24 protein-coding genes, 4 tRNA genes and 1 pseudogene are annotated in these 21,881 nt (G+C 67.8%); 12 read left to right on the forward strand and 17 right to left on the reverse strand.

The window, feature by feature from the left end:
* Positions 1-6 precede the first annotated feature (6 nt).
* Complete coding sequence (locus tag G6N66_RS26410; protein WP_085233824.1) at positions 7-1,983, reverse strand: DUF6541 family protein; 1,977 nt, start codon at positions 1,981-1,983, stop codon at positions 7-9.
* 120 nt (positions 1,984-2,103) lie between these two features.
* Here G6N66_RS26410 and G6N66_RS26415 point away from each other — a divergent pair, with 120 nt between their 5' ends.
* The gene (locus tag G6N66_RS26415; RefSeq protein WP_085233825.1) at positions 2,104-3,300 is read left to right on the forward strand and encodes a cysteine desulfurase-like protein; all 1,197 of its coding nucleotides are present in this window, start codon (positions 2,104-2,106) and stop codon (positions 3,298-3,300) included.
* On the opposite strand, the gene G6N66_RS26420 is transcribed toward G6N66_RS26415, so the two are convergent.
* On the reverse strand, positions 3,297-4,274 hold the full coding sequence (locus G6N66_RS26420) for an NAD(P)H-quinone oxidoreductase (protein ID WP_085234065.1): 978 nt from the start codon (positions 4,272-4,274) through the stop codon (positions 3,297-3,299). The two genes, G6N66_RS26415 and G6N66_RS26420, sit on opposite strands and share 4 nt — an antisense overlap.
* 45 nt (positions 4,275-4,319) lie before the next feature.
* On the opposite strand from G6N66_RS26420, the gene G6N66_RS26425 reads away from it, so the two are divergent.
* Positions 4,320-4,406 (forward strand) — tRNA-Ser (locus G6N66_RS26425).
* 11 nt (positions 4,407-4,417) lie between these two features.
* Here G6N66_RS26425 and G6N66_RS26430 read toward each other — a convergent pair.
* From G6N66_RS26430 to lipE, 3 genes and pseudogenes are all read right to left on the reverse strand, one after another.
* A complete protein-coding gene (locus G6N66_RS26430; RefSeq protein WP_085233826.1) occupies positions 4,418-5,524 on the reverse strand; it encodes an Rv2629 family ribosome hibernation factor in 1,107 nt (368 codons plus the stop codon).
* A 39-nt stretch (positions 5,525-5,563) separates the two neighbouring features.
* Positions 5,564-5,762, reverse strand: a pseudogene (locus G6N66_RS26435) (hypothetical protein).
* A gap of 27 nt (positions 5,763-5,789) precedes the next feature.
* Positions 5,790-7,025, reverse strand: a complete 1,236-nt coding sequence (lipE, locus tag G6N66_RS26440; protein WP_085233827.1) for a lipase LipE — start codon at positions 7,023-7,025, stop codon at positions 5,790-5,792.
* A 23-nt stretch (positions 7,026-7,048) separates the two neighbouring features.
* Here lipE and G6N66_RS26445 point away from each other — a divergent pair, with 23 nt between their 5' ends.
* A complete protein-coding gene (locus tag G6N66_RS26445; protein ID WP_085233828.1) occupies positions 7,049-7,450 on the forward strand; it encodes a hypothetical protein in 402 nt (133 codons plus the stop codon).
* Here G6N66_RS26445 and G6N66_RS26450 read toward each other — a convergent pair.
* Positions 7,437-8,261 (reverse strand): crotonase/enoyl-CoA hydratase family protein, encoded by an 825-nt coding sequence (locus G6N66_RS26450; protein ID WP_085233829.1) that lies wholly within the window; start codon positions 8,259-8,261, stop codon positions 7,437-7,439. The two genes, G6N66_RS26445 and G6N66_RS26450, sit on opposite strands and share 14 nt — an antisense overlap.
* Before the next feature lie 23 nt (positions 8,262-8,284).
* Here G6N66_RS26450 and G6N66_RS26455 point away from each other — a divergent pair, with 23 nt between their 5' ends.
* Positions 8,285-8,866 carry a TIGR03086 family metal-binding protein gene (locus tag G6N66_RS26455; RefSeq protein ID WP_085233830.1) on the forward strand — a complete coding sequence of 194 codons (582 nt, stop codon included), beginning with the start codon at positions 8,285-8,287 and terminating at the stop codon, positions 8,864-8,866.
* Positions 8,867-8,950: 84 nt separating this feature from the next.
* Here the strand turns inward: G6N66_RS26455 and G6N66_RS26460 are convergent, their stop codons facing one another.
* Both G6N66_RS26460 and G6N66_RS26465 read right to left on the reverse strand, forming a co-directional pair.
* Positions 8,951-9,412: a DUF4334 domain-containing protein gene (locus G6N66_RS26460; RefSeq protein WP_085233831.1), complete on the reverse strand. Its 462-nt coding sequence runs from the start codon at positions 9,410-9,412 to the stop codon at positions 8,951-8,953.
* Positions 9,409-10,476 carry a pyridoxal phosphate-dependent aminotransferase gene (locus G6N66_RS26465; protein WP_085233832.1) on the reverse strand — a complete coding sequence of 356 codons (1,068 nt, stop codon included), beginning with the start codon at positions 10,474-10,476 and terminating at the stop codon, positions 9,409-9,411. The genes G6N66_RS26460 and G6N66_RS26465 overlap by 4 nt, the downstream gene beginning before the upstream one ends.
* Positions 10,477-10,564: 88 nt before the next feature.
* Between G6N66_RS26465 and G6N66_RS26470 the strand changes: the two genes are divergently transcribed.
* From G6N66_RS26470 to G6N66_RS26480, 3 genes are all read left to right on the forward strand, one after another.
* Positions 10,565-10,653, forward strand: a tRNA-Ser gene (locus tag G6N66_RS26470).
* Positions 10,654-10,687: 34 nt separating this feature from the next.
* Positions 10,688-10,760, forward strand: a tRNA-Arg gene (locus G6N66_RS26475).
* A 69-nt stretch (positions 10,761-10,829) separates the two neighbouring features.
* Positions 10,830-11,687, forward strand: coding sequence for an LLM class F420-dependent oxidoreductase (locus G6N66_RS26480; RefSeq protein WP_085233833.1), 858 nt, complete (start codon positions 10,830-10,832; stop codon positions 11,685-11,687).
* Positions 11,688-11,689: 2 nt separating this feature from the next.
* Here the strand turns inward: G6N66_RS26480 and G6N66_RS26485 are convergent, their stop codons facing one another.
* On the reverse strand, positions 11,690-12,016 hold the full coding sequence (locus G6N66_RS26485) for a DUF2710 family protein (protein WP_085234066.1): 327 nt from the start codon (positions 12,014-12,016) through the stop codon (positions 11,690-11,692).
* Between the two features lie 29 nt (positions 12,017-12,045).
* The gene (locus G6N66_RS26490; RefSeq protein WP_085233834.1) at positions 12,046-13,194 is read right to left on the reverse strand and encodes a DUF5631 domain-containing protein; all 1,149 of its coding nucleotides are present in this window, start codon (positions 13,192-13,194) and stop codon (positions 12,046-12,048) included.
* An 80-nt stretch (positions 13,195-13,274) separates the two neighbouring features.
* Between G6N66_RS26490 and G6N66_RS28925 the strand changes: the two genes are divergently transcribed.
* Complete coding sequence (locus G6N66_RS28925) at positions 13,275-13,418, forward strand: hypothetical protein (RefSeq protein WP_169721521.1); 144 nt, start codon at positions 13,275-13,277, stop codon at positions 13,416-13,418.
* Here G6N66_RS28925 and G6N66_RS26495 read toward each other — a convergent pair.
* From G6N66_RS26495 to G6N66_RS26520, 6 genes are read right to left on the reverse strand one after another with little or no spacing between them, the layout of a single operon-like run.
* Positions 13,415-13,720, reverse strand: coding sequence for a DUF2694 family protein (locus G6N66_RS26495; RefSeq protein ID WP_085233835.1), 306 nt, complete (start codon positions 13,718-13,720; stop codon positions 13,415-13,417). The genes G6N66_RS28925 and G6N66_RS26495 overlap by 4 nt on opposite strands.
* Positions 13,717-14,034 (reverse strand): ESX-1 secretion-associated protein, encoded by a 318-nt coding sequence (locus G6N66_RS26500; RefSeq protein ID WP_085233836.1) that lies wholly within the window; start codon positions 14,032-14,034, stop codon positions 13,717-13,719. Before G6N66_RS26500 ends, G6N66_RS26495 begins: the two co-directional genes overlap by 4 nt.
* A gap of 14 nt (positions 14,035-14,048) precedes the next feature.
* Positions 14,049-15,467: a DUF4226 domain-containing protein gene (locus tag G6N66_RS26505; RefSeq protein ID WP_085233837.1), complete on the reverse strand. Its 1,419-nt coding sequence runs from the start codon at positions 15,465-15,467 to the stop codon at positions 14,049-14,051.
* A gap of 38 nt (positions 15,468-15,505) precedes the next feature.
* Complete coding sequence (locus G6N66_RS26510) at positions 15,506-15,868, reverse strand: DUF4226 domain-containing protein (RefSeq protein WP_139825292.1); 363 nt, start codon at positions 15,866-15,868, stop codon at positions 15,506-15,508.
* A gap of 24 nt (positions 15,869-15,892) precedes the next feature.
* Positions 15,893-16,708 carry a C40 family peptidase gene (locus G6N66_RS26515; protein WP_085233838.1) on the reverse strand — a complete coding sequence of 272 codons (816 nt, stop codon included), beginning with the start codon at positions 16,706-16,708 and terminating at the stop codon, positions 15,893-15,895.
* Entirely contained in the window at positions 16,705-17,484 is a 780-nt protein-coding gene (locus G6N66_RS26520; protein WP_085233839.1) for a helix-turn-helix domain-containing protein, read from the reverse strand. The genes G6N66_RS26515 and G6N66_RS26520 overlap by 4 nt, the downstream gene beginning before the upstream one ends.
* A 143-nt stretch (positions 17,485-17,627) precedes the next feature.
* On the opposite strand from G6N66_RS26520, the gene G6N66_RS26525 reads away from it, so the two are divergent.
* The 4 genes from G6N66_RS26525 to G6N66_RS26540 all read left to right on the forward strand — a co-directional run bounded on the left by G6N66_RS26525 (position 17,628) and on the right by G6N66_RS26540 (position 21,605).
* A complete protein-coding gene (locus tag G6N66_RS26525) occupies positions 17,628-18,053 on the forward strand; it encodes a WhiB family transcriptional regulator (protein WP_085233840.1) in 426 nt (141 codons plus the stop codon).
* Between the two features lie 54 nt (positions 18,054-18,107).
* Positions 18,108-19,487, forward strand: a complete 1,380-nt coding sequence (locus G6N66_RS26530) for an acyl-CoA dehydrogenase family protein (RefSeq protein WP_085233841.1) — start codon at positions 18,108-18,110, stop codon at positions 19,485-19,487.
* Between the two features lie 71 nt (positions 19,488-19,558).
* The gene (locus tag G6N66_RS26535) at positions 19,559-19,900 is read left to right on the forward strand and encodes a GNAT family N-acetyltransferase (protein ID WP_085233842.1); all 342 of its coding nucleotides are present in this window, start codon (positions 19,559-19,561) and stop codon (positions 19,898-19,900) included.
* A 313-nt stretch (positions 19,901-20,213) separates the two neighbouring features.
* Positions 20,214-21,605 (forward strand): PPE family protein, SVP subgroup, encoded by a 1,392-nt coding sequence (locus G6N66_RS26540; protein WP_085234068.1) that lies wholly within the window; start codon positions 20,214-20,216, stop codon positions 21,603-21,605.
* 81 nt (positions 21,606-21,686) lie between these two features.
* Here G6N66_RS26540 and G6N66_RS26545 read toward each other — a convergent pair.
* A tRNA-Leu gene (locus G6N66_RS26545) sits at positions 21,687-21,769 on the reverse strand.
* Positions 21,770-21,881 lie beyond the last annotated feature (112 nt).

Consider the following 21,881-nt stretch of genomic DNA (forward strand, 5'->3'; position numbering starts at 1 on the left):
GAAGTTCTAGGAGTGTGGTGCTGCGGGGTTCCCGCGCCATTCCCAGATTTGGGCGCCACCGTTGACGCCGGCGTTGTCGTAGATCTTCGCCCACGACTTCGATTTCTCCAGTGACCTTAGTCCTTCGGGCACGGCGAATCCGCGAACCGACGGCTCGCTGGTGAGGATGTAGCGGATGTTGAGCACCCGCACCGCTTCGACCACCCACGGGTTGCCGGTGTTGGCGCGCGACCAGAAGATGTAGCGGAAATAGCCCGGCCCCGTTTGCTGTGGGAAGTCGTAGTGGGTCCACAGCGGGTGCAGGTCCGCCACGGCGTACATCCACGCCGTGCCGTCCACGTTGGAGTTTCCGATGAGGGTGTTCCTCGCGCCGGGCAGGGTCGCCAGGTAGGCCATGGCGTCAAGGTCCTTCTGGCTGACCATCACCGAGTCGTACTTATCGCCGAACAGGACCAGATGCCGATACAGGTAGTGCCGGCCGCTGAACACGGTGACCATCGCCAGCACCGCCGCGGCGGCCGCGACCCACGCCGGCGCCGGTAGCGGCCTGATTCGATCGACGAGCCGCTTGGCGACCGCTACCGCCGCCATGACCACGACGAACAGTGCGACACCCGCCATCGGCGTGAACAGCATCGTCACCACCGCCGTGAGGCGGCGGGGATCGTTGTAGAAGAACTTGCTGAATTCTTCGATGACCGCACCGGCCGCGTTGTGAAACGGCGCCCCCGAGTAGATGGTCGCCACCGTCAGCACCAACCAGATCGCCACCGGCCACCAGATCTTCTTGTACAGGAAGAGGGCCATACCGAGGTACGACAGCACGACGAGGCCAAATTGGATCGGGAAATCGTTGAGGTGGCGGGTGTGCAGCAACAGCGCGTCGATGACGCCCTGCTTGACGCTCCTGAAGCTGGGGAACGCATGCCCGGCGATGATGTCGGCCTGACGCAGCACCCCCAGGAACTGCGGCGCCAGGATCAGCCCCGTCGGGACCGCCGCGGCGGTCAGGGTCAGCGCGTCGGCGAGCCGGCCGCGCACCGGATGCCACAGCGCGTCCAGCAGCCACCACCCCAACACGAACAGGACAACGACGAACCCGCCGGTGAGGTGCACGGAGAACACGCCCAGCAGCGCGAGCACCGCCACCGGGATGCGGTCGCGGTGCCGCAGCGTGGAGCACAGCAACACGAACGTCGGGATGGCGACCCCGTAGGCCGCCAGATTGGGCATGGCGGCGACGCCGAATTCGACGTAGGGCACCGAGGTGAACGACGCCGAGAGCGCGGCCGCCGTGGCCGTCGCCCCCGCGGCCCGCCATTGGGTGGTTCTCGGGCGGACCAAAAACCAGGTGAGGACCGCCGCGCTGGACGGAAACAGCCACACCGACGCCGCCACCGACGTCACGGTGTAGCCGGTGGTGGGTGCCGCCCCGGTGAGTTGGCAGAACACCGCCGTTAGGGCGTGGAACACCGACGGGTAGTACAGCGGCGCATGAGTTTCGACGTTGCGCAGCTCGCCCATGTGCGTCGACGACGCCTGGCCGGTGTCGAGGATGAACCGCACCGTGTTGGCGTGCCAGACCGCGTCCCAGGTGCTGGGGACGGACTGCCAGTGCACCAGCCCGCGCCACGCGGCCCAGCTGACCAGCAGGACGCCCAGCGACACCCCGGCCGCCACCGCCAGCGCCGGCCCGCCGCCGATACCCAGTGCTTCGGCGCGGGCGTCGCGGTAGCGGGCCAACAGCAACTGCAGCCCCACCGTCAGCAGGCACACCACGGCCAGCGCCGCGAGCGCCGTCCAACCGTTCCACGGTATGGCCAGGGCCCCGAACGGGATGATCGCCAGCGCCACCACGCCGTAGGTCAGCGGTGCCGCAACGGCCACCGCGACCGGCCACCTTAGCTGGGCGATACGCCCGATGATTGCCCCGGGAGCGATGAGCAAGAACAGCGCGATCAGCGTTCCGAAGCCCAGCCCCACCCGACTATTATGGCTGGCCGGGTGACCTTCCTCGCGGAGCCGAGGCTCCAAGGCACCCGCTGCCTCCGGATGATTACTGCGAAATTTCCGCCGAATCGCGGAAGTTCTAAGGTGGCTTTCATGGCATACGACGTCGCCCGGGTGCGGGGTCTGCATCCGTCGCTGGGTGACGGATGGGTGCATTTCGATGCGCCCGAAGGCATGCTGATCCCCGATTCCGTCGCGACCACGGTGTCGACGGCCTTCCGTAGATCCAGCGCCAGCACGGCCGGCGCACACCCGTCGGCGCACCGCAGCGCCGCCGTGCTGGAGGCCGCGCGGGCCGCGGTGGCCGACCTGTTCAGCGCCGACCCGGCGGGCGTCGTGCTCGGCGCCGATCGCGCCGTCTTGTTGTCGTCGCTGGCCGAGGCGTCGTCCTCGCGCGCCGGTCTGGGATACGAGGTGATCGTCAGCCGCCTCGATGACGAGGCGAACATCGCGCCCTGGCTGCGGGCCGCACACCGCTACGGCGCCAAGGTGAAGTGGGCCGAGGTCGACATCGAGACCGGCGACCTGCCGACGTGGCAGTGGGAGAGTCTGATCGGCAAGTCGACCCGGCTGGTCGCCGTCACCTCCGCCTCGGGAACGCTGGGCACCGTCACCGATCTGCGGGCGATGACCAAGCTGGTGCACGACGTCGGCGGTCTGGTGATCGTCGACCATTCCGCTGCCGCACCGTACCGACTGCTCGACATCAAGGACGCCGAGGTCGACGTGGTCGCGGTGAATGCCCACGCGTGGGGCGGCCCGCCGATCGGGGCGATCGTGTTCCGCGATCCGACGCTGATCAACACCTTCAGCTCCCTGTCGACCGACCCTCAGGCGACCGGCGCGGCGCGTCTCGAGGTGGGCAGGTACCAATTCGGCCTGCTGGCCGGGACGGTCGCCAGCATCGAATACCTTGCGGCGCTTGATGAATCGGCGCGCGGTAGCAGGCGGGAAAGGCTGTCGCTGTCAATGCAATCCGCGGCCGGGTATCTGAACCGGGTCTTCGACTATTTGATCGCGTCGTTGCGCTCGCTGCCGTTGGTGATGATGATCGGGCGCCCGGAGGCCCGTATACCGGTGATCAGTTTCGCGCTGGACCAGGTGCCCGCCGACCGTGTGGTGCAGCGGTTGGCGGACAACGGAATTCTCGCGGTTTCCGACGAGAGTTCGCGCGCACTGGAAGTTCTGGGCGCCAACGACGTCGGCGGCGCGGTCACCGTTGGCTTGGCGCACTACACGACGATGGCCGAAGTCGACCAGCTGGTGCGCGCGCTGGCGTCGTTCGGCTAAACGGTCAACACGATCTTTCCAGTCACCTTGCTGGCCACGAGATCCTGGTGCGCCTCGCCGGCCCGCTGGATGGGCATCCGCGCGCCGATGATCGGCCGGACTTTGCCCTCGGCGATCATCGGCCAGACCGACGCCGTCACCGCCTGGACGATCTCGGTCTTGCTGTTGGCGCCGGTCACCGGGCGGGCGCGCAGCGTGGTGCCGATCACCCGCGCGCGCTTGGCCAAGAGCTTGCCGATGTTCAGCTCGCCCTTGATGCCGCCCTGCATGCCGATGATGACCAGCTGGCCGTCGGTGGCCAGGGCGTCGATGTTGCGGTCCAGGTAGGCCGCGCCCATGATGTCGAAGATCACGTCGGCGCCCTTGCCCTCGGACTCCTCGCGCAGCCGCGCCACGAAATCCTCGTCGCGGTAGTTGATGGTGATTTCGGCGCCCAGCTGGCGACAGAATTCCAGCTTTTCGGCCGACCCGGCGGTGACGGCCACTCGCGCGCCCAGCGCCCGCGCGATCTGAATCGCGTGGGTCCCGATGCCGCTGGCCCCGCCGTGCATCAGCAGCAGCTGGCCCTTGCCCAGGTGCGCGGTCAGCACCAGGTTCGACCACACGGTGCAGGCCACTTCCGGTAGGCCCGCCGCGTCCACCAGGTCGACACCGTCGGGAATCGGCAGCACCTGACCGGCGGGCACCGCGACGTATTCGGCGTATCCGCCGCCGGCCAGCAGTGCGCAAACCTGTTGTCCCACAGGCCATTCGGTGACACCCTCGCCCGTCTCCGCGACGACCCCGGAGACCTCCATCCCGATGATCTCGCTGGCGCCCGGCGGGGGCGGGTACTTGCCGGCGGCCTGCAGCACGTCGGCGCGGTTAACCCCGGCCGCCGCGACCTTGATCAGCACCTCGCCCGGCCCCGCGGCCACGTCGGGCACTTCTTGCCATACCAGTTGATCGGAAGCCTCGGCGACGATGGCGCGCATGCCGGTCACGCTACTACCGCCTACTCTTAGCTAGCGTTGTCCATTGGTGGCGTGGCAGAGCGGCCTAATGCACTCGCCTTGAAAGCGAGAGACGGCTAAAACCGTCCGGGGGTTCAAATCCCTCCGCCACCGCTCAGTGCGGCTCAATGCACCGAGGGCGCGTAGCGCAGCACCGCGGCCACCCCGTCGGCGGGCGCGATCCGCTCGTCGGTACGAACCAACGACGCCCCCACCGATATCGCAAACAGCGGCAGCGCCTCGTCGGCGCGCAGCGTCTTGGCGGGCGCGGCGCCCTGCTCGGAAAGGACGTCCGCGTTGGGCGCGACGGTGGTCAGGTTTTCGTCGGCGACCACGGTGGCGTCGCCGAGGTCGCCGACGATCAGGGTGTCGACCGCGCCTTGGCGCAGGGCGGAACACACGCCGCCCAGGCCTTCGGCGGCCCGGCCGGAGTCCCGTCCGATCTCCGCGCCAAAGCGTTGCGCGGCGTCGTCCATCACGTTGAGCCGCCGCTTGAGGAACCACCCCTCGATGGCCCGCTGCACCTCATCGAAGCCGTGCCCACTGTGGCGAGCCCCGATCTGCAGGGGTACCGCCAGCGCGCGCACCCGTTCCGGCAGCGCGGTCAGCAGGTCGGAGCGCGAGCTCACCTCGCCGACCACGAAGACCACGCCGACGCCCGTCCGGTCCACCAGCTCGGCGACGCGGTCGGCGACGGCACGTACGTTCTTGCGGGCCGCCTCGTCGGTGCGCAACTGGGGGTCGCCATAGCCCGCGGTCTCGGCGCCCGATGCCTTGTGCACGGGGTAGCCGCCGCCGTCGACCGTCTCCGAACGCAGGCGGCCATCGGTATGCACGGTGATATCGGCTCCGGCGTGGTCGACCACCACAAGCACGTACTGCGACGAGTCGAAGCCGTTCTCGAGGATGGGGACGATGTAGGGCAGCTCGGAGACGCGGACCACCGTCTCGGCGGTCGGCCGTAGCAGGTGCTCGTTGACCACGACCCCCGTCGCACCGGCAACTACCGCGCGCCCGCTCCGGCCGATCGGCGGACGCAAATCCATGATCGCCTGGCCGATTTCGGCGGTGAGGGCCTCATCGACGCCCTGGTCCTCGAGCTGTTCGCGCAGCCCACGCCACTTGAGCTCTAACTGAGCATCGGCGTCATGGGTGTCGTGAGAGTCCTCGAAGTAGACCGACACGAACGGTCCGGGCGTATCCAGCAGCGAACGAAAGCGGACGGATTCCATGCCTGTTTGGGTTGCCCGACCGCCGAGCAGACAAACGCGTCAGGCGCCGCCGCCCTCGGTGTCGTCGAAAAAAGACCATTGGCCGTCGTGCTCGACTTCCATCCGCCAGCCCAGCTCGGAATTGTCGGCCTTGTTGTCCACGAACCAGGCGTGCGCGTCGTCGGCGCTTTCGATGTCCCCCGACATCCTAGGTCGCGACAACCTCGCCCTTTGGATTCAGCACCCGGTATGTAGCCATACCGTCTTGTTCCCCGCGCGGCGCGGTTTAACCGGTTGGCATTTCGGCGGCGATGGTGTTCATCAGGGCGCCGTAGCGGCGGGCCTCGGGGTCGCGGCCGGGCTTGCCGCTGCTGATCACGCCGGCGGCCAGGCCACGCGCCGGGTCGGCCCAGATCGCGATGTTGGCCAGCCCCAGATTGCCGAACGCGGCCGGTGCATTGCGGCCGAAGGGTCCAAATCGGTTGGTGCCCAGCATGTAACCGGTGCCCCATCGGGCCGGCCACAAGCCCACCGCGAAATCCGGCCGCAACCGGCGGCATTCCTGCACCGCGCCGTACATCCGTTCCGGGCTCATCACCCGCACGCCGTCGAGTTCGCCGCCGCGCCGCCAGATTTCGGCGAAGCGCGACAGCTCGTTGGCCGTCGACACCGTGTTCGACGACGGCACCACGGTGGTTAAAAACGCCGCGGTGTTGGTGTACGGGATGATCTCGTGCACGGTTCCGCCGATCGCCTTGCGGAAGATCGCGCCGATCACCGGCGGGAGCGGGCGCCCGGTGGCGTGACTGGGCGCAACCAGCGGGACGTCCTGCTTCGCGACGCCGAAATTCGTCCACCGAAAGCCCAGGGGATCGAGGATCTCGGCGGCCAGGATGTCGCGGATGTCTTTGCCGGTCGCCGCGTAGACGATTTCGCGCATGAGCGGACCCCAGGTCAGCGCGTGATAGATGTGCACCAGCCCGGGTCGGTACAGCGGCCGCAGTTTGGCCAGCTGCTCCTGGGCGTATTCGTGGTCGTCGGCGCGCTTGAGGTCCGGCTTGGGCCCGGTGGGGAACGGGACGCCGGCGCTGTGCGTCAGCACGTGCCGAATCGTGGTGCGGTCCTTGCCGTGGCTGGTGTAGCTGGGGATGTACTGGCAGACCCGGTCGTCGAGCGCGAAGTACCCCTGTTCGACCAGCATGTGCACGACGGTCGCGGTGATGCCCTTGGCCGCCGAGTACACGCAGAACGGCGTGTCCGTGGTGGCCGGGATTTTTTCGGCATCGGGCGGATCGGTCGGTGCGTTGCCCCAGCCGTGGCCGATCGCCCGGTCGAGCACCACCCGCCCGTGCCGGCGGATGCACAGCTGGATCGCGGGGTGCATGCCCCCCCGATACCAGTGCCGGGCGGCCTGCCAGATGCGCTCGACGGCGGCTGTGCCGATGTCGGAGTGGTCTTCGGCGCCGATCGTCGTCACGGCGTCCAGGTCGGCCGGGACGCGGACCTTGCCGTCGGGTGTCACCTCCGCGAGCCTAGCGTGGCCCTATGGCCACACGTTCCCGCTACGTCGACGTCATGCTCGTTGCCTACGGCATCTACTCGGTCGCCGTCGGGGTCTTCATGGCGCTGGCGCCGGTGGCGTTCTTCGACACCCTCGGCGCGTTCGGCGCCCGCAACACGCACTACATCTTCGATAACGCCTCGTTCGAGCTGCCGCTGGGTCTGCTGCTGCTGGCCGCCATGCGCTGGTCGACATGGCGGGTGCCGGCGCTCGCCTACGCCACCGCACATTGGGGTTTGCACGCGCTTAGCCATCTCGTCGACACCAATCACCACACCGGAGCGTGGGTCGGCTATCTCGAATTCGCCGGCTTGGCGATCTCCACCGTGCTGCTCGCAATTGCCTTGCGCTACAGCATTATTGAGCGCCGGGCTATTCCCCGGTGAATTGCGGCGGCCGCTTGGCGAACGTCGCCGAGATGCCCTCGGTCAGGTCCTTCGACGGCAGGAAGGCCGCGTTCCACGCGGCGACATAGCGCAGGCTCTCCGAGACCGCCGCGGTGCGTTGCTGGTCGAGGACGTCCTTGATGCCGTGGACGGTCAACGGCGGGTTGGCGGCGATCTCGGCGGCCGTGGCATGCGCGGCGGCTAGGGCGGCCTCGGCGTCGCTGTACACGTCGTTGACCAGGCCGATTTTCTCGGCCCGCGCCGCGTCGATGTCCTTACCCGTCAAGGCCAGCTCGCGCAGATGCCCGTCGTTCAGGATCAGCGGCAGGCGGGCGAGGCTGCCGACGTCGGCGACGATGGCCAGTTTGACCTCACGCACGGAAAACCTGGCGTCGGCGCTGGCATAGCGGATGTCCACCGCCGAGATCAGGTCGACCCCGCCGCCGATGCACCAGCCGTGCACCGACGCGATCGTGGGCGTGCGGCAGTCGGCCACCGCGGTGATCGCGCCCTGCATGCGTCGCACCTCGGCGTGGAAGTCCGCGCGCGGCCGGGCCAGCGCGCCATCGGCCAGCATCGGGGTGAGGAAGCCTCCCATCGCCGGCACGTCGAGGCCGTAGCTGAAGTTCTTGCCCGACCCGGTGATGACGATCGCCCGCACGTCGCGGTCGGCGTCCAACGACGCGAACAACTCCGGCATCTCCGACCAGAACGCGGGCCCCATCGCGTTGCCCTTACCCGGTCCGATCAACGTCACCTGCGCAACCTGGTCTTTGATTTCGACGGTGACGGATTCGTATGTTTCGCCCATCAGCAGACCGTAGCGTGGTGGGCATGGCTCCCGATTTGCGACCCGGACCAGATTCCCCGCCGACCGACGAGCTGGCCAGCGCCGAGGACACGCTGGGCGTGCTGCAGCAGGTGCTGCACACCGTCGCCGGGGACGACATGGCGCGACAGACGCCGTGCACGCAGTTCACCGTGGCGCAGTTGACCGAGCACCTGCTGAACTCCATCTCGGGTCTCGGCGGCCTGGCCGGCGCGGAGCCTCCAGACACCGACGAGGGCGCCTCCGCGGAGAGCCGCGTCGTCAGCGCCGCCCGCCCGGCGCTGGACGCCTGGCATCGCCGCGGGTTGGACGGCAGCGTGCCGTTCGGCAAGGGCGAGATGCCGGCCAAGACGGCGTGCGGGATCTTGTCGCTCGAATTCCTGGTCCACGCCTGGGATTACGCCCGCGCCGTCGGACATGACATCGACGCGCCCGAGCCGCTGGCCGAATACGTGATGGGGCTGGCGCGCGCCACCATCCGACCGGAGCTGCGCGGCCGGGCCGGGTTCGACGAGCCGGTCGCCGTGGGCGAGGAGGCCGGCGCCCTGGACCGGCTGGTGGCCTTTACCGGGCGCAATCCGCAGTAGGCGCCTCTCGCCGAAAGTGTTCTCGTGGCGCGAAAATGGGCGGATTTTCGCCCTCCCGTCACGCTCGGCGAGTAGCAGCCAGCGCTACACCCGCTCGAGGTAGAAGTAGTAATACCGGCCGTTGTCTAGGACGCCTTTGCCGTTCATGATGCCCATCACGGCGTCGTCGTCGATCTTCTTGAAGTGGTCGTGCACGGGCGCGCCGTCGTAGACCATCGTGGCGGTGACCTCGCCGCGGAATTCTTCCAGCCAGAGGCTGGCCTCGCCGTTCATCCGCTCCACGTTCGAGTACTTGTTGCCGTCGGCGTCCAGGCAGACCAGCGGCTGCGCATCGGTGGCGGATTTGAAGGTCTTGCCGAACCAGTTGATCTTGGCGAGCGAACCGTTGGCCCGGTGCCCGGTGGCGAACTCGCCGCCCTTCCACTCGCCGATCATGCCGTCGATGGTGGCGGGCTCGAGGGTCGCCCAGAACTCGTCGAGCTCGGCGTCGGACACCTGAACGGCGCTTTCCTTGAATTCGGTGAACTTCTTGCGGGCCAGAGTCATTGCGTACTCCCATGATTCGCGTTCCAGCCGCGCGCGAAGCGCAGCATGGCGTCGTTTTCTTCCGCTGCCGCGACGGTAACCCGCACACCGTCGGTGCCGTACGGGCGGACCACGATGCGGGCGTCGGCGGCTCGCGAGACGAAGTCGAGGGTGCGGGGCCCCAGCGGCAACCACACGAAGTTGGCCTGCGACGGCGGCAAAACGAACCCGGCATCGCGCAGCCCCGCGCTGACCCGCGCGCGTTCGTCGACGACCGCGTCGGTGCGGGCCAGCAACTCGTCGGCGGCGTCCAGCGAGGCGATCGCGGCGGCCTGCGCGATGCTGGACACCGTGAACGGCACGTAGACCTTGTCCAGCGCGACGATCACCTCGGGGTGACCGACCGCGTAGCCGACCCGCAAACCCGCCAGCCCGTACGCCTTCGAAAAGGTGCGCAGCACAACAACATTGCTATGGGCGCGCACCAGAGCGAGGCTGTCCGGCAGCATGCCGTCACGGATGTACTCGACATAGGCCTCGTCGATGGCGATCAAAACGTGCGGCGGAACCGCCTCGACGAACCGGGTCAGCGCGCCCGGATCCACGACGGTGGAGGTGGGATTGTTCGGGTTGCAGACGAAGATCAGCCGGGTGCGTTCGGTGACCGCGGCGAGCATGGCGTAGAGGTCGAAGGTGTGCTCGGTCAGGGGCACCCGAATCGCGGTCGCGCCGGCGACCTGAACCAGGGGCGGGTAGAGCTCAAAGCTGCGCCAGCCGAAGATCACCTCGTCGCCGGCACCGGCCGTGATCTGCACGAGCTGTTGGCACAGGCTGACCGAACCGCACCCCACGGCGACCTGTTCGGGCGGGAAATCCAGCCGCTTGGCCAGGGCGGCCTTGAGTTCCACGCAGCCGTTGTCGGGATAGCGGTTGATCGCATCGGTGGCTCGCTCGATGGCCGCGCGCACGCTCGGCAGCGGCCCGAACACCGTCTCGTTGCTGGCCAGTTTGGTGGCCCCCGGCACCGTTTTGCCTGGCACATAAACGGGCAGCCCGTCCAGCTCGGGTCGCAGGCGGGCGCTCACTTTGTCAGCATATGTCGCGGCTGTGTACGCTATGGCCCCGACGGTTGCGGGATCCCGGAAACGGTTCGGGTACCCTCGTGAAGTCCATGGAGGCGTGCCAGAGCGGCCGAATGGGGCTCACTGCTAATGAGTTGTCCCCCTTCAAGGGGACCGGAGGTTCAAATCCTCTCGCCTCCGCGGAGTTGTTTGCGAGAACATAACTGAAGACAAGGCGCCCGTAGCTCAACGGATAGAGCATCTGACTACGGATCAGAAGGTTAGGGGTTCGAATCCCTTCGGGCGCGCAGGCGCGCAGCGCGCAGCGGCTTTCACTTCGCGGGAAGCAATTGCGGTGCGGCACGGTTGCATTGCGAATGCGTCTTGGAGTCACGTTCCCGCAAACCGAGCTCGGGGGAGATCCCGCCGTCCTCCGCACTTACGCCCAGGGCGTGGAACAGCTCGGATTCACCCACATCCTGGCCTACGACCACGTCGTCGGCGCCGACCCCGCGGTGCACCAGGGCTTCCAGGGCCCCTACGACATCGACACGACATTTCACGAACCGTTCGTCATGTTCGGCTTTTTGGCCGCGGTCACCTCGCTGGAACTCGTCACCGGCATCATCATCTTGCCGCAGCGGCAGACCGCACTGGTCGCCAAGCAGGCCGCCGAGGTCGACCTGCTCACCGGCGGGCGCTTCCGGCTCGGGATCGGGCTGGGCTGGAACGCGGTCGAATACGAGGCGCTCGGTGAGGACTTCACCAACCGCGGCAAACGCTCCGAGGAGCAGGTCGAGGTCATGCGCAAGCTATGGACCGAACGGTCGGTCACCTTCAACGGCAAATACCACACCGTGACCGGTGCGGGTTTGGCCCCGCTGCCGAATCAGCGCCCGATCCCGCTGTGGTTCGGCGCGGCCTCAGACCGCGCCTATGAACGCGCCGGACGGCTCGGCGACGGCTGGTTCCCGATGATGGGTCCCGGGCCGGGCCTGGACTACGCGGTTGCCCGGGTGAAGGAGGCGGCCGTGGCCGCAGGCCGCGACGCCGACAGCCTCGGGATGGAAGGGCGGGTCAGCTGGACCGGCGACCGCGACCAGGTGGCGGCCGAGATCGCCGAGTGGAAGGCGGCCGGGGCGACGCACCTATCGGTGAACACCATGGGCGCCGGCCTGGCAACCGTCGATGACCACCTCGCCGTCCTGGAGCGCGTCGCCACCGATCTGAAGTGACCTCAGTGCAGCTCTCCGCCGTACCGCGCCCGGTTTTCGGCCTCTGCCTCTTCGCGCAGCGCCTCGATCGCCAGGTTCAATCGGTCGGTCAATTCACCGTGGGCGTAGCTGGTGACGCCCGGATGCAGCGTCAGCTGCAACAACCTGCCGTCGGAATTCGCGACGGCCTGAATGTCGCCGAGATCCACGCTGTAGGTGACGGTTTCGGCTTGCGCGACAACGGCTTCCCACTTGTCGGCGGCCGCACTTAGCTCCCGCAGAACCGATTCGACGAGAGCTCGGTCTTTCAGGTCGCTGCGCTCGCTGCGACTGTCCGACCTTGACACGATGTCAGTATCATCGACCCCTCTCACCAGCGTCAATTCAAAGCGTCGAGCTTCTGAAACCAGGAGAAGTGATAGTTCGCCGACAGCAAATCCCCGGTAACCACGCCCTCGGCGGCGGCCAGCAGCAGACAGTTGGCCAGGAGGCCGGAATCGACGTCCGGATACTGGTCCAGTAGCCGGCACCGCGCCGTATCAAGGTGCACCCGCAGCAGATCGACTTCGTCCTCGACGACACCGGTCGCCGCGGCCGCGGCCTTGGCCAACGTGTGCACGATGCGCGGCACGCCGTCGCGCCAGTGCGTGGCTTGAATTAATTGCCATCCCAGGTCGTCAACGGCAGGCAGGTCGCGCGGCTGCGACGAGGACTGTGTCGCGGCGAAATCGGTCGACCAGCCCAGCGGATCACCGGGACTGTAGGTCTCGACGCGCTGCGCATCGCCGATCAATGCGGAAGCTCGGCCCGTGCGTCGCCCGGGCTCCAACAACCGCACGCCGGCCGGCAACTTGATCCCCGCGGGCACCCATCCGTGGGCGAGGTCGGTGACCAAAACCGTGCTGCCGTCGGGGTAATCGCCGACCGCCCAATTCAGCCTGGGTTCTTGGCGCGCGACGAAAGCCACCAGCCGCCGCAATCGTTCGGCGTCGGATTCCACCGAGGCGGGCGTCGGCGGCTCCGGGGTTTCCACCCGCGTCGTCGCGGGCTCGTTGACGTCCTCTGCGACGTCCGGCATTTCAACCACGTTGACGGCGGGGATCACTTGCGTCTTATCGATATCCGCCGCGGGGGCTTCCCGCACGGCGTGCCGCGGGGATCGCGCCCGACCGCCGGCCGGCGCGGCGCGCAGCTGACGAACCGTGGACTCGACTCGCCGCTCGGCACGGCTGCGGGCCTCGTTGATGACCCGGGCCTCTTCTGCCTGCCGGGCCGCATCACTCATTCCCGCTCGCCGGATCATCCTCAGCTCGTCGTTGGCGCTGCTGGCGATCCGCCGCAGGTCGGCATTGAGATACTCTGCCAGCGTTGAGGTTTCGGCGTTAACCGTCGCAAGTTCGGCGGGCCAAAGGCCGCCGATGACCCACGGGGTGCAATCGACAGGAGAGCTGAAGGTGGGAATCGCCAGCGATTCCCTTGTCGCTCTCCGGAGGCGCCGGCGCGCCGTGTTCCGACCGAAGATCGCCACCGCGTAAGCGTACCGGCACCCGCCGCCGGCGTTTTCGCCGGTGAATTGTGCGTCGATCCCGGCCTGGGTAGCGTGGGGCCATGGCTGATTCTGCGCTGCAGCAGCAACTCGACGAGGTGCGCACGTTGCTGCGCCGCGCGCGAGAGTTGTTCGGCGCCAATCCGATCGAGCCGCCGGAGGATATCGCACCCGACCCCGATATCGCCAAGCCCTGGCTGCTTTAGGCTTTGCGACGGCGTAGTCGATGCGCCAGCAGCTTTTCGATCGCCACATCGAGATCGTGGGCGGTCGGAACCTCCGCGGACGGGGTGTGGCCCGCGGCGACGATCTCGTTGCGCACTTCTAGCAACGCCTTGAGGCACGACACATCCGCGGTCAACACGATGGCGCGCGCCAAGGTGGCGGCGTCGGTGTCCATCGCCTCGGCGCTCAGGGCGACGCTGTGCATATAGCCGCCACGACAGGAGCGGACCAGGATATGTCCGCTGGGGTGAACGGTGTCGAACGCGGGGTTGGCGTCCGTCATCGGCCGCCGTCGGTGATGTCGCCGAAGTCGCGCGCCGCCTGTTGGTCGTGCTCGTCCCACATCGTCGCCGACGTCCTGAGGTTGTGTGCCATCTCGGCGTGGTTGTCAGCCTGTTGCTGATAGCACTGCCACCGCAGTTCCAACAGTTCGCGGCCGGCCTCGCGCAGCTCACCGAAGATCGGTCCGAGGGAGTCCAGACTCTCCTGGATCGCGGGATGCGACGACGGCACGGTCCGCAAGTACTCCGACGTCTCCTCGTGATGGACGGCGGCCGCACGCAACTGCGCGGGCACCGCCTGGATTCGATCTGCCATCCGCTGTCTCCTCTTCAGTCGCCGGTGCTCGACGTCGCCGCCGGCCGGGTCGGGGCCGGTGGGTCCGTCCTGGCCGGTGCGGTCGGTGGGGCAGGTGGCGTCCCTGCCGCCGATCCTTGCGTTGCGGGCGGGTGCTCCCAGCCTAGAAAGCTCGGCCCACTCACGGTGGCGATGTGCTGAATCTGGCCGTCGAGCAGCGCTTTACCGTTGCCGAGCGCAAGGGCGTGGCGGTCGCGGAGGACGCCGATGTCTCCGGGGATGACCCGCTGGGGATCGATCGGGTTGCTGACCGCCGTCCCAGGCGGCGGAATGGTGATGCTCTGCTGGTGGAAGGCCTCGGCGATCGGCGTGCCACCGACCGCGGCCTGGATCACCGCCGCCAGTTGCGGGCTGCCCGCCGTCACCGTCTCGCCGTCGGGCAAGGTGACCACCGTCGGGCCGCTGGGCGGCGGTTCGGGCTCGCTTCCGGCCGCGTCGACCGGTTCGGTGCCTTTCGGGTCGCCAGCTTCGTCGCCGTCCGTCGGTTCGGGCTCGGCGCCGTCGAGCAACTTGGAAAGCGGAAGCCCGCCTTCGCTATTCCACCCCGGTGCGGAGCCACCCGGCAGTGATCCTCCGCCGAAACTGGGGATGCTCGGCATCATCGACGGCATCGCCGTGGGCGTCATCGGCGCGGGCGTCGCCGGTGGCGGCGGAGCCGCAGCGAGCGCATCCTGCGCGGGTAATCCCTCGGCGGGCAGGCCGGGGTCGTCAAGCAGTGCATCCAGGTACGGATCCGCTGCGGCGTCGTCGGGCGTTCCCGCGGGTGGATCGTCGGGCACGGCGGGCGCGGATGGCCGTGGAGCGGGAACGGCCACTTCGTTTTTCGAGGCGTCGTAGAGGGATGTCCACGCGGCCATCAGGGTCGACTTCGAGGTGTCATCCAAACTCGCGTTGGCGACCACGGCGCGGATGTCACGCAGCTTGCTGATCAGGAACCGCTGGAAGTCACGCGCTCCTGCCGGGGTGTCCAAGTCGGAGCGGGCCCGGACCGCCCCTTCGGTCTCCTGCTGCAGCTTGCTCAGCTCTTCGCTGCCCTCGACCGTTTTCAAGTGGGCGTTCAGGATCGCCGAGATCACCTGCAGATCGAGGTGAGAACTCGCCGAATTCTGGTGTGCCAGAGCGGCTTCGGCGTCCGCGATGGCCTTGGCGGCCTCACCCTGCTGCGGTTCGTGAGACGCCGGCGGTGCGCCGGCCAGGCGCGGCGGGCCGCCGAACACGTCCGGGTGTTGCTGGCGGATTCTGCCCAGGATCGCATCGAGTTGGTCGGGCCGCGTGGTGGGGATGATCACGGCCACCAGCTCGCTCGGCGTCAGCCCGGTCTGCCACGCGTTCGGGTCGCCCGTGCGGTCCCGAATCTGTTTGACCGCGGCGAGTACATCCCGATAGGTCGCCATGCCGGCCGACAGTAGCGAGACCTGGCGGCGGCGACAATTCACCTCGTCGAGGATGTGTACTGTGCCCGCAAGCCCTGCAGCACAGCGCTTTTGGCGCGGTCGAGTTCGTGTGCACGCTCCACGACCGCGGCAATCTCGCGTTGTTTGGCAACCAGGAACTTCTGAAATTCGCGTGCGCCCATCGGGGTATCGACGGCGGCGCCCGCTTGACCCGACGCTACCCGGTCGATCTCCGCGGCGATCGCATCGAGCCGGGTGACGCTTTCGCGCAGCACGGCGTGAGCCTCGGAGATCGCCTGGACCAGCACCCGGTCGGCGTCGGCCACCGTGTCGTGCGAGCTCGACAGCGCTGCCTGCCGCGCCCGGACGGCGGCCAACATGGATTGTTCTTGCTCCGACACGGGTCCCACCTCCTCAGAGCGTGCTCAAAAGGGTCTGCGTATTTGCACGTTGCCGCCCAGTCGGCTAATCCGCACCGTCGCACCCGAGTAGGGCGCTTCGACGACCAGATTGTTGCCGATGGCCAACTGCACATGCCCGGCATGGGGGAAGACGAGGTCCCCCGGCCTGACCTGCGAGCGCGGGACCGGGATTCCGTCATTGATCTGCTGGTACGTCGTGCGGTCCAGGTGCAGGCCGGCCTGCGCATAGGACCACTGCACCAGCCCCGAACAGTCAAACTGGTCAGGGCCCGTCGCGCCCCAGACATACGGGCGGCCCAACCGCGACAACGCCGCACGCACCGCGACGCCGGCGCGGCCGCCCGCCCCGGGCAGGCGGGCCAGGCGGGCCAGACCGGGGCCGTGCCGGTGCGTCATGCGGTACCGCAGCGCTCGCAGCGCCATCAGGTGCCGCCGAGCCCGGCGTCGGGCCACCAAGACATGCGCTCGCTGGGCCCGCAGTCGCGCCGCGCTTCGGCGCAACGCCTCGCGCTGTGCCATCGGGCTGGCCGCAGGCATGCCGTCGGCCAGGGCTTGATGCAGCACATTCTTGGTCAGCTGCCGTGCCTGCGCGTGGTCGCGTTGGGCGCTGGCGATGACGGCTTCGGTCGCCGCGTCTGTCCGCGCCGCCGACGCCAACGCATCGCGGCTGCGGCGTGCCGCGATCTGATAGTGCTGTTGTCCCGCAACGTCATCCAGCGCGACGACGTGACTGGTGCGCGCGTCCAGCGCAACCCGCGGACCGCTGTCGGCGAACAGTTGATGAGCGCGCCTGAGCGCTTGCACTTCGCCTTCGATCACGCGCCGTCCTCCTGGCCGGCCGAGCCGCGGTTCGCCGACTCAACCGTCTCGGTGAAGGCGCGGACGTGTGGCAGCGCCCAGGCAGGGATGACACCGCGGTTGCGAATCTCCCACACGTCGTCGCTGCTGACGCCGAGCAGTGCCGCAATGATCGGATCCGGCAGCGACGATTGCGCGCACGCCGCGTCGAATCGCGCACTGAGGCTGGCGGGCATCCGCCGTAGCAGGTCGGCCCGGGTCTCCTCGAGTTCCGTGAGGTGCTCCATCAACCGGGTCGTCGAGTCGGGGCCCGCGGTGACCGCCACCCGCCAGGAGCTGGCCGCCAGCCTCTCAGCCTTCACGCACTGCTCAATCACAGACAGAATATACGTCTCATATTCGTTTGATGTCGTCGCAGGCAGCCGATCGATGACAGATTTGATGGCATCGAGCTGTGCTTCGGCGTAGCCCTCGAGGACTTCCGTGTCGCTGTGGCGATCGACCACGACCGACGCGGCCCGCCGCGGCGCCGTCGTCTGCGGGGTCTGCGCGGCCATCAGCCGGGCCAGCTCGGCGTCCGGATCGGCTGCCACCACAAGGCGCGAATAGGTGCCCGGCGGCAACCCGAGGCCATTCTCAACCTTCTGAACTGTGCTTTTGTGTGGTTTGCGGGCGCCGCGCTCGAGGTAGCTCAATCCCATGACGCTGACGCCGGTGGCCGCCGCGAGCTCCGCCAAGGACCAATCGCGGGATTCCCGCAGCGCCCGGATCGCCGCGCCGGCCGATTCACGGCTCATCGGACGCTCCGGCCATAGCCGGATATTACACAGGCAACGGTCCGCAGTTGTGGATATACGTTTTGGTCGACGTTTCCCTTGCGTCAGCACCTTCTATCTGTATACGCTTTTGCCTACGTTTCAGTTCGAGGAGGAGGCTCGGCATGGTCGCCACGGGACACCCCTGCACAACCAACCCGGAATTATGGTTCGGCTACCCCGACGACGACGGTGGTGACGGCGCCGCGAAAGCGCGCGCGTACGAGCGGTCGGCTACCGAGGCGCGCATCCAGTGCCTGCGCCGTTGCCCGCTGGCCCAGCAGCGCCAGTGCGCCCAGCGCGCCATCAAGCACCGCGAGGAGTACGGCGTGTGGGCCGGCATCAAACTTCCCGGCGGCCAATACCGCAAGCGCGCGCAACTGGCCGCGGCCCACGAGACGCTGCGCCGCATCGCCGCCGGCGAAATCAACTCCAGGCAACTCCCCGAGAATGCGGCCCTCCTGTCCCGCAGCGGGCACCAGACGGCTCCGGTGACGGCGGTGGTGCTGCACCTGCCCGCCTCGCGGATTGGTCCGCGCCCGGCGGCGTAAAAGCGCCGCACCGCCGGTCAGTTTGTTGGCCCTGCCGACGGGGTAGGCGTTGGCATGACGTTCGACCTGACCCCGACCGCGGCGCAGCATGACCTGGCCCGGCGCGCACACGAATTCGCCGACTCCGTGATACGTCCCGTTGCACTGGACTATGACCAGCGCCAAGAGTTTCCCTGGCCGGTGCTCGAGGAGGCCGCTCAACGTGGCTTCTACAGCCCGTTGTTCTACCGCGACCTGATCGGTGACCCCACCGGCCTGTCGCTGCCGATGTTCATGGAGGAAATCTTCTGGGGCTGCGCCGGAATCGGTTTGGCGATCGTCATGCCGGCGCTGGCACTGTCGGCGATCGGGCAGGCCGCCTCGCCGGAACAGATGCTGCAGTGGGCACCCGAATGCTTCGGAACGCCCGGCGATCTCAAGCTCGCGGCGCTGGCGATTTCCGAACCCGAAGGCGGCAGCGACGTGCGCAATCTGCGCACCCGAGCCCGCCGCGACGGTGACGACTGGATCATCGACGGCCACAAGATGTGGATTGGCAACGGTGGCATCGCCAACGTGCACGTGGTGAACGCAGTCGTCGACGAAGAGCTCGGCCACCGCGGTCAAGCGCTGTTCGTCGTGCCCGGAGGCACGCCCGGGCTCGAGATGGTGCGCAAGCTCGACAAGTTGGGCTGCCGGGCGTCGCACACCGCAGAGCTCAAGCTCGACGGCGTGCGCATTCCGGGAGCCAATCTGCTTGGCGGACAAGAGAAATTGGACCACAAGCTGGCCAAAGCCCGCGAGGTCGTCGCGGGCGCAAAGCGGTCGGGGTCGGCTACATTGGGCACCTTCGAACAAACCCGGCCGATGGTCGCCGCCCAGGCGATCGGGATCGCGCGCGCCGCACTGGAGTACGCCACGTCCTACGCCACCGAGCGAGAAGCGTTCGGCGGTCCCATTATCGACAATCAAGGCATCGCTTTCCCGTTGGCGGACTTGGCAACCCAGATCGACGCGGCCCGCTTACTGACCTGGCGAGCCTCCTGGATGGCCGCCAGCGGCGTCCCCTTCGAGCGCGCCGAGGGCTCGATGTCCAAGCTCGCCGCCACCGAGGTTGCGGTCAAAGCCACCGAACGCGCGATCCAGACAATGGGCGGCTGGGGTTACATCACCGATCATCCGGTCGAGAAGTGGTATCGAGATGCCAAGCTGTACACCATCTTTGAGGGCACGAGCGAAATCCAGCGGATGGTCATCTCGAACGCGCTTGGGGCGGCCGTGGGTACCCCGCCCCTTCATGTCGTGATTGAGCCGTCCGGGGGACCTTTGAACAAGATTTTCGGTCGCGGCGCCCCGCTGCGTTCGCGCGTCGCCGATGCCGCGCTGTCGGCGAAAGACCAGGTTCCCGAGCCGATCATGCGAGTAGCCATGAAGGTGCTCCGTCCGCCCCGGTGAATTCCAGAGGTACTGTCGCGAAGGGAGCACCCATCGAGGCAACGTGGTCGGGCGCAACGGAAGGAAGACACATGACGACGGATAAGACCGGCGCGCAAACCACGGTCAGCGAGCAGGACGGCAAATACACCATTGCCGTCGAGGGCGAAACCGTCGGTTTCGCTGATTTCGCCGATCGCGGCGACGAGCGGGTTTTCTATCACACCGTGATCGACCCCGCGTTCGGCGGACGCGGCCTGGCAACCATCCTCGTCGAGCATGCCCTCGACGCGGCGCGCGCCGACGGGAAGCGCATCGTCCCGGTCTGCTCGATGGTTGCCAACGTGGTCGAGAAGCATCCCGAGTTCGCCGAGCTCACCGACCCCGTCACCCCCGAGATCCAACGCTGGGTGCAGACGCAGCCGAGCACCTAGTCCGCCGCGCGAAACAATACGGACACGGTTTGCCGGTGTTTTGCTGCCAACTCACATTTAGCTCCTAGGCTTCGCACATGCGGCTTTGTTACGAGCATGGCTGTCGGGGCCCGTATCATCGGTCCAGCAAACGCGGTAAACGTCAGCCGTCCGGCTGGTGAACACGCGCATCGGCTCGACCGGTGTCGGCGACCTGCCACGCCAGTTCCGGCGATGACCGCGAAGAAATTTCGGCCGACGCCGCTGATGCCCGGGACGCCGTCACCGAACCGCCAACGCGTTGGCGGCGGGCGAACCGATCGGAGGAAACGACATGGATTTCGGATTACTGCCGCCAGAGGTTAACTCCGCCCGCATGTATGCCGGTCCCGGCTCGGGACCGATGTTGGCCGCAGCGACGGCATGGGACGCGCTGGCCGCTGACCTGCAATCGACGGCGAGCTCATACCAGTCGGCGATCGCCGGCCTGATCGCCGGAGCTTGGACTGGCCCGGCGGCGTCGGCGATGGCCGCCGCGGCCGCTCCCTATGTGGCATGGATCAGGAGCACGGCCGCGCAGGCCGAGCAGACGGCCTACCAGGCCACAGCGGCGGCCGCCGCATACGATGCGGCGTTCGCCGAAACGGTGCCGCCGCCGGTCGTCGCGGCCAACCGCAGCCTGTTGGCGGCCCTGGTGGCGACCAATTTGTTCGGTCAGAACACGCCGGCGATAGCGCTCACCGAGTCGCAGTACGCCGAGATGTGGGCCCAAGACGCTGCCGCGATGTACAGCTATGCCGGCGCGTCGGCGTCGGCGACATCGCTGCCACCGTTCGGTTCACCGCCGTCGAGCACCAACCCGCGCGGACAGGCGAACCAAGCGGCCGCGGTCGCCCAAGCCGGCGCCGCCCCCGCCGGCAACATACCGAGCGCGCTCACCCAGGCGCAGCAGGCGTTGTCGGCGGTGCCCGGCGCGCTGAACAGTGCCGCTTCCCCGGCCCAGGCGCTGTCGCCGCTGGAACTGATCAACCTGCTGGGAAGCCTTAGCGGCATTTTCGTCGATCCAGAATTGAGCGGCACGGGACTGGGTGTCGACTCGGCAGTCGGGATAACGGCCCTGCCCTACGACGTTGGCGGTTTCTACACCGGTCTCCATACCGACGACATCGTCAGCGGCTGGGCAGGCATTGAGTCCTGGCCGGGCACGGGTCCGGTGCCTCCGTCCCCGTTCCCGGTGATCACCAACCTGGGCTCCCCGGTTTCGGCGGGCATGGGAACGGCGAACACGGTCGGCAAGATGTCGGTGCCGACCGGGTGGGCGCAGGCGGCCCCGGAGATACGCCCCCTCGCGGTGGCACTGCCGGCCGCCACCGTCGTTAGCGCAGAGACCTCGACGGGCGCCGGAGGCGTGTTCAGTCAGATGGCCCTGGCCGGCATGGCCGGGCGAGCCCTGGCTGGCGGCGCCGGCGGCGCCGGTACCGGCGCTACGGGTGGGGCCGGCCGCCGAGAGCGGATCGGCGAGCGGGTCGCGGTGCCCGCCCAAAAGCCGTCTGAGCCGGCCCAGCCTGAACCGGCCCAGCAATCGGCCCAGGCGCCGAAAACCCCGCCGGGCGGCCCGATTACGAGCATCGCCGCCGAGCTACGCGAGCTGGCCTCGCTACGCGACTCGGGAATCCTCACCGAAGAGGAATTCACCGAGCAGAAACGGCGCCTGCTTCCGCAGTAAATCCGTCGAGTCGGCGAAAGAGAAAGCGCCCCAAACAAAATCCCCGGCCGATTGGCCGGGGAGATTGTCGTCATCACATTGTGGGCGAAGGGGGACTTGAACCCCCACGTCCCGAAGGACACTGGCACCTGAAGCCAGCGCGTCTGCCATTCCGCCACTCGCCCGAAACAACCGAAGGACCATACCACTGTAAGCGTCGTGCGCCCCAACCGTCGCCTCGGCCGTTGGCGGGGCCCTTCGACTGCCTAGCCCCCGGAAGTCTGCGGCAATACGATT

Origin of the sequence: Mycobacterium conspicuum (assembly GCF_010730195.1) — a bacterium.
Classification (GTDB): domain Bacteria; phylum Actinomycetota; class Actinomycetes; order Mycobacteriales; family Mycobacteriaceae; genus Mycobacterium; species Mycobacterium conspicuum.

What these genes read in the sequence shown, in the direction of transcription:
- G6N66_RS26455 (WP_085233830.1), top strand. Translation starts at nt 8,285, where the DNA reads ATGGCTCCCGATTTGCGACCCGGACCAGATTCCCCGCCGACCGACGAG.
- G6N66_RS26530 (WP_085233841.1), top strand. Translation starts at nt 18,108, where the DNA reads ATGACGTTCGACCTGACCCCGACCGCGGCGCAGCATGACCTGGCCCGG.
- G6N66_RS26430 (WP_085233826.1), bottom strand. Translation starts at nt 5,524, where the DNA reads ATGGAATCCGTCCGCTTTCGTTCGCTGCTGGATACGCCCGGACCGTTC.
- G6N66_RS26495 (WP_085233835.1), bottom strand. Translation starts at nt 13,720, where the DNA reads ATGACGGACGCCAACCCCGCGTTCGACACCGTTCACCCCAGCGGACAT.
- G6N66_RS26480 (WP_085233833.1), top strand. Translation starts at nt 10,830, where the DNA reads ATGCGTCTTGGAGTCACGTTCCCGCAAACCGAGCTCGGGGGAGATCCC.
- G6N66_RS28925 (WP_169721521.1), top strand. Translation starts at nt 13,275, where the DNA reads ATGGCTGATTCTGCGCTGCAGCAGCAACTCGACGAGGTGCGCACGTTG.
- G6N66_RS26520 (WP_085233839.1), bottom strand. Translation starts at nt 17,484, where the DNA reads ATGAGCCGTGAATCGGCCGGCGCGGCGATCCGGGCGCTGCGGGAATCC.
- G6N66_RS26535 (WP_085233842.1), top strand. Translation starts at nt 19,559, where the DNA reads ATGACGACGGATAAGACCGGCGCGCAAACCACGGTCAGCGAGCAGGAC.
- G6N66_RS26460 (WP_085233831.1), bottom strand. Translation starts at nt 9,412, where the DNA reads ATGACTCTGGCCCGCAAGAAGTTCACCGAATTCAAGGAAAGCGCCGTT.
- G6N66_RS26505 (WP_085233837.1), bottom strand. Translation starts at nt 15,467, where the DNA reads ATGGCGACCTATCGGGATGTACTCGCCGCGGTCAAACAGATTCGGGAC.
- G6N66_RS26500 (WP_085233836.1), bottom strand. Translation starts at nt 14,034, where the DNA reads ATGGCAGATCGAATCCAGGCGGTGCCCGCGCAGTTGCGTGCGGCCGCC.
- G6N66_RS26415 (WP_085233825.1), top strand. Translation starts at nt 2,104, where the DNA reads ATGGCATACGACGTCGCCCGGGTGCGGGGTCTGCATCCGTCGCTGGGT.
- G6N66_RS26420 (WP_085234065.1), bottom strand. Translation starts at nt 4,274, where the DNA reads ATGCGCGCCATCGTCGCCGAGGCTTCCGATCAACTGGTATGGCAAGAA.
- G6N66_RS26450 (WP_085233829.1), bottom strand. Translation starts at nt 8,261, where the DNA reads ATGGGCGAAACATACGAATCCGTCACCGTCGAAATCAAAGACCAGGTT.
- G6N66_RS26445 (WP_085233828.1), top strand. Translation starts at nt 7,049, where the DNA reads ATGGCCACACGTTCCCGCTACGTCGACGTCATGCTCGTTGCCTACGGC.
- G6N66_RS26540 (WP_085234068.1), top strand. Translation starts at nt 20,214, where the DNA reads ATGGATTTCGGATTACTGCCGCCAGAGGTTAACTCCGCCCGCATGTAT.
- G6N66_RS26525 (WP_085233840.1), top strand. Translation starts at nt 17,628, where the DNA reads ATGGTCGCCACGGGACACCCCTGCACAACCAACCCGGAATTATGGTTC.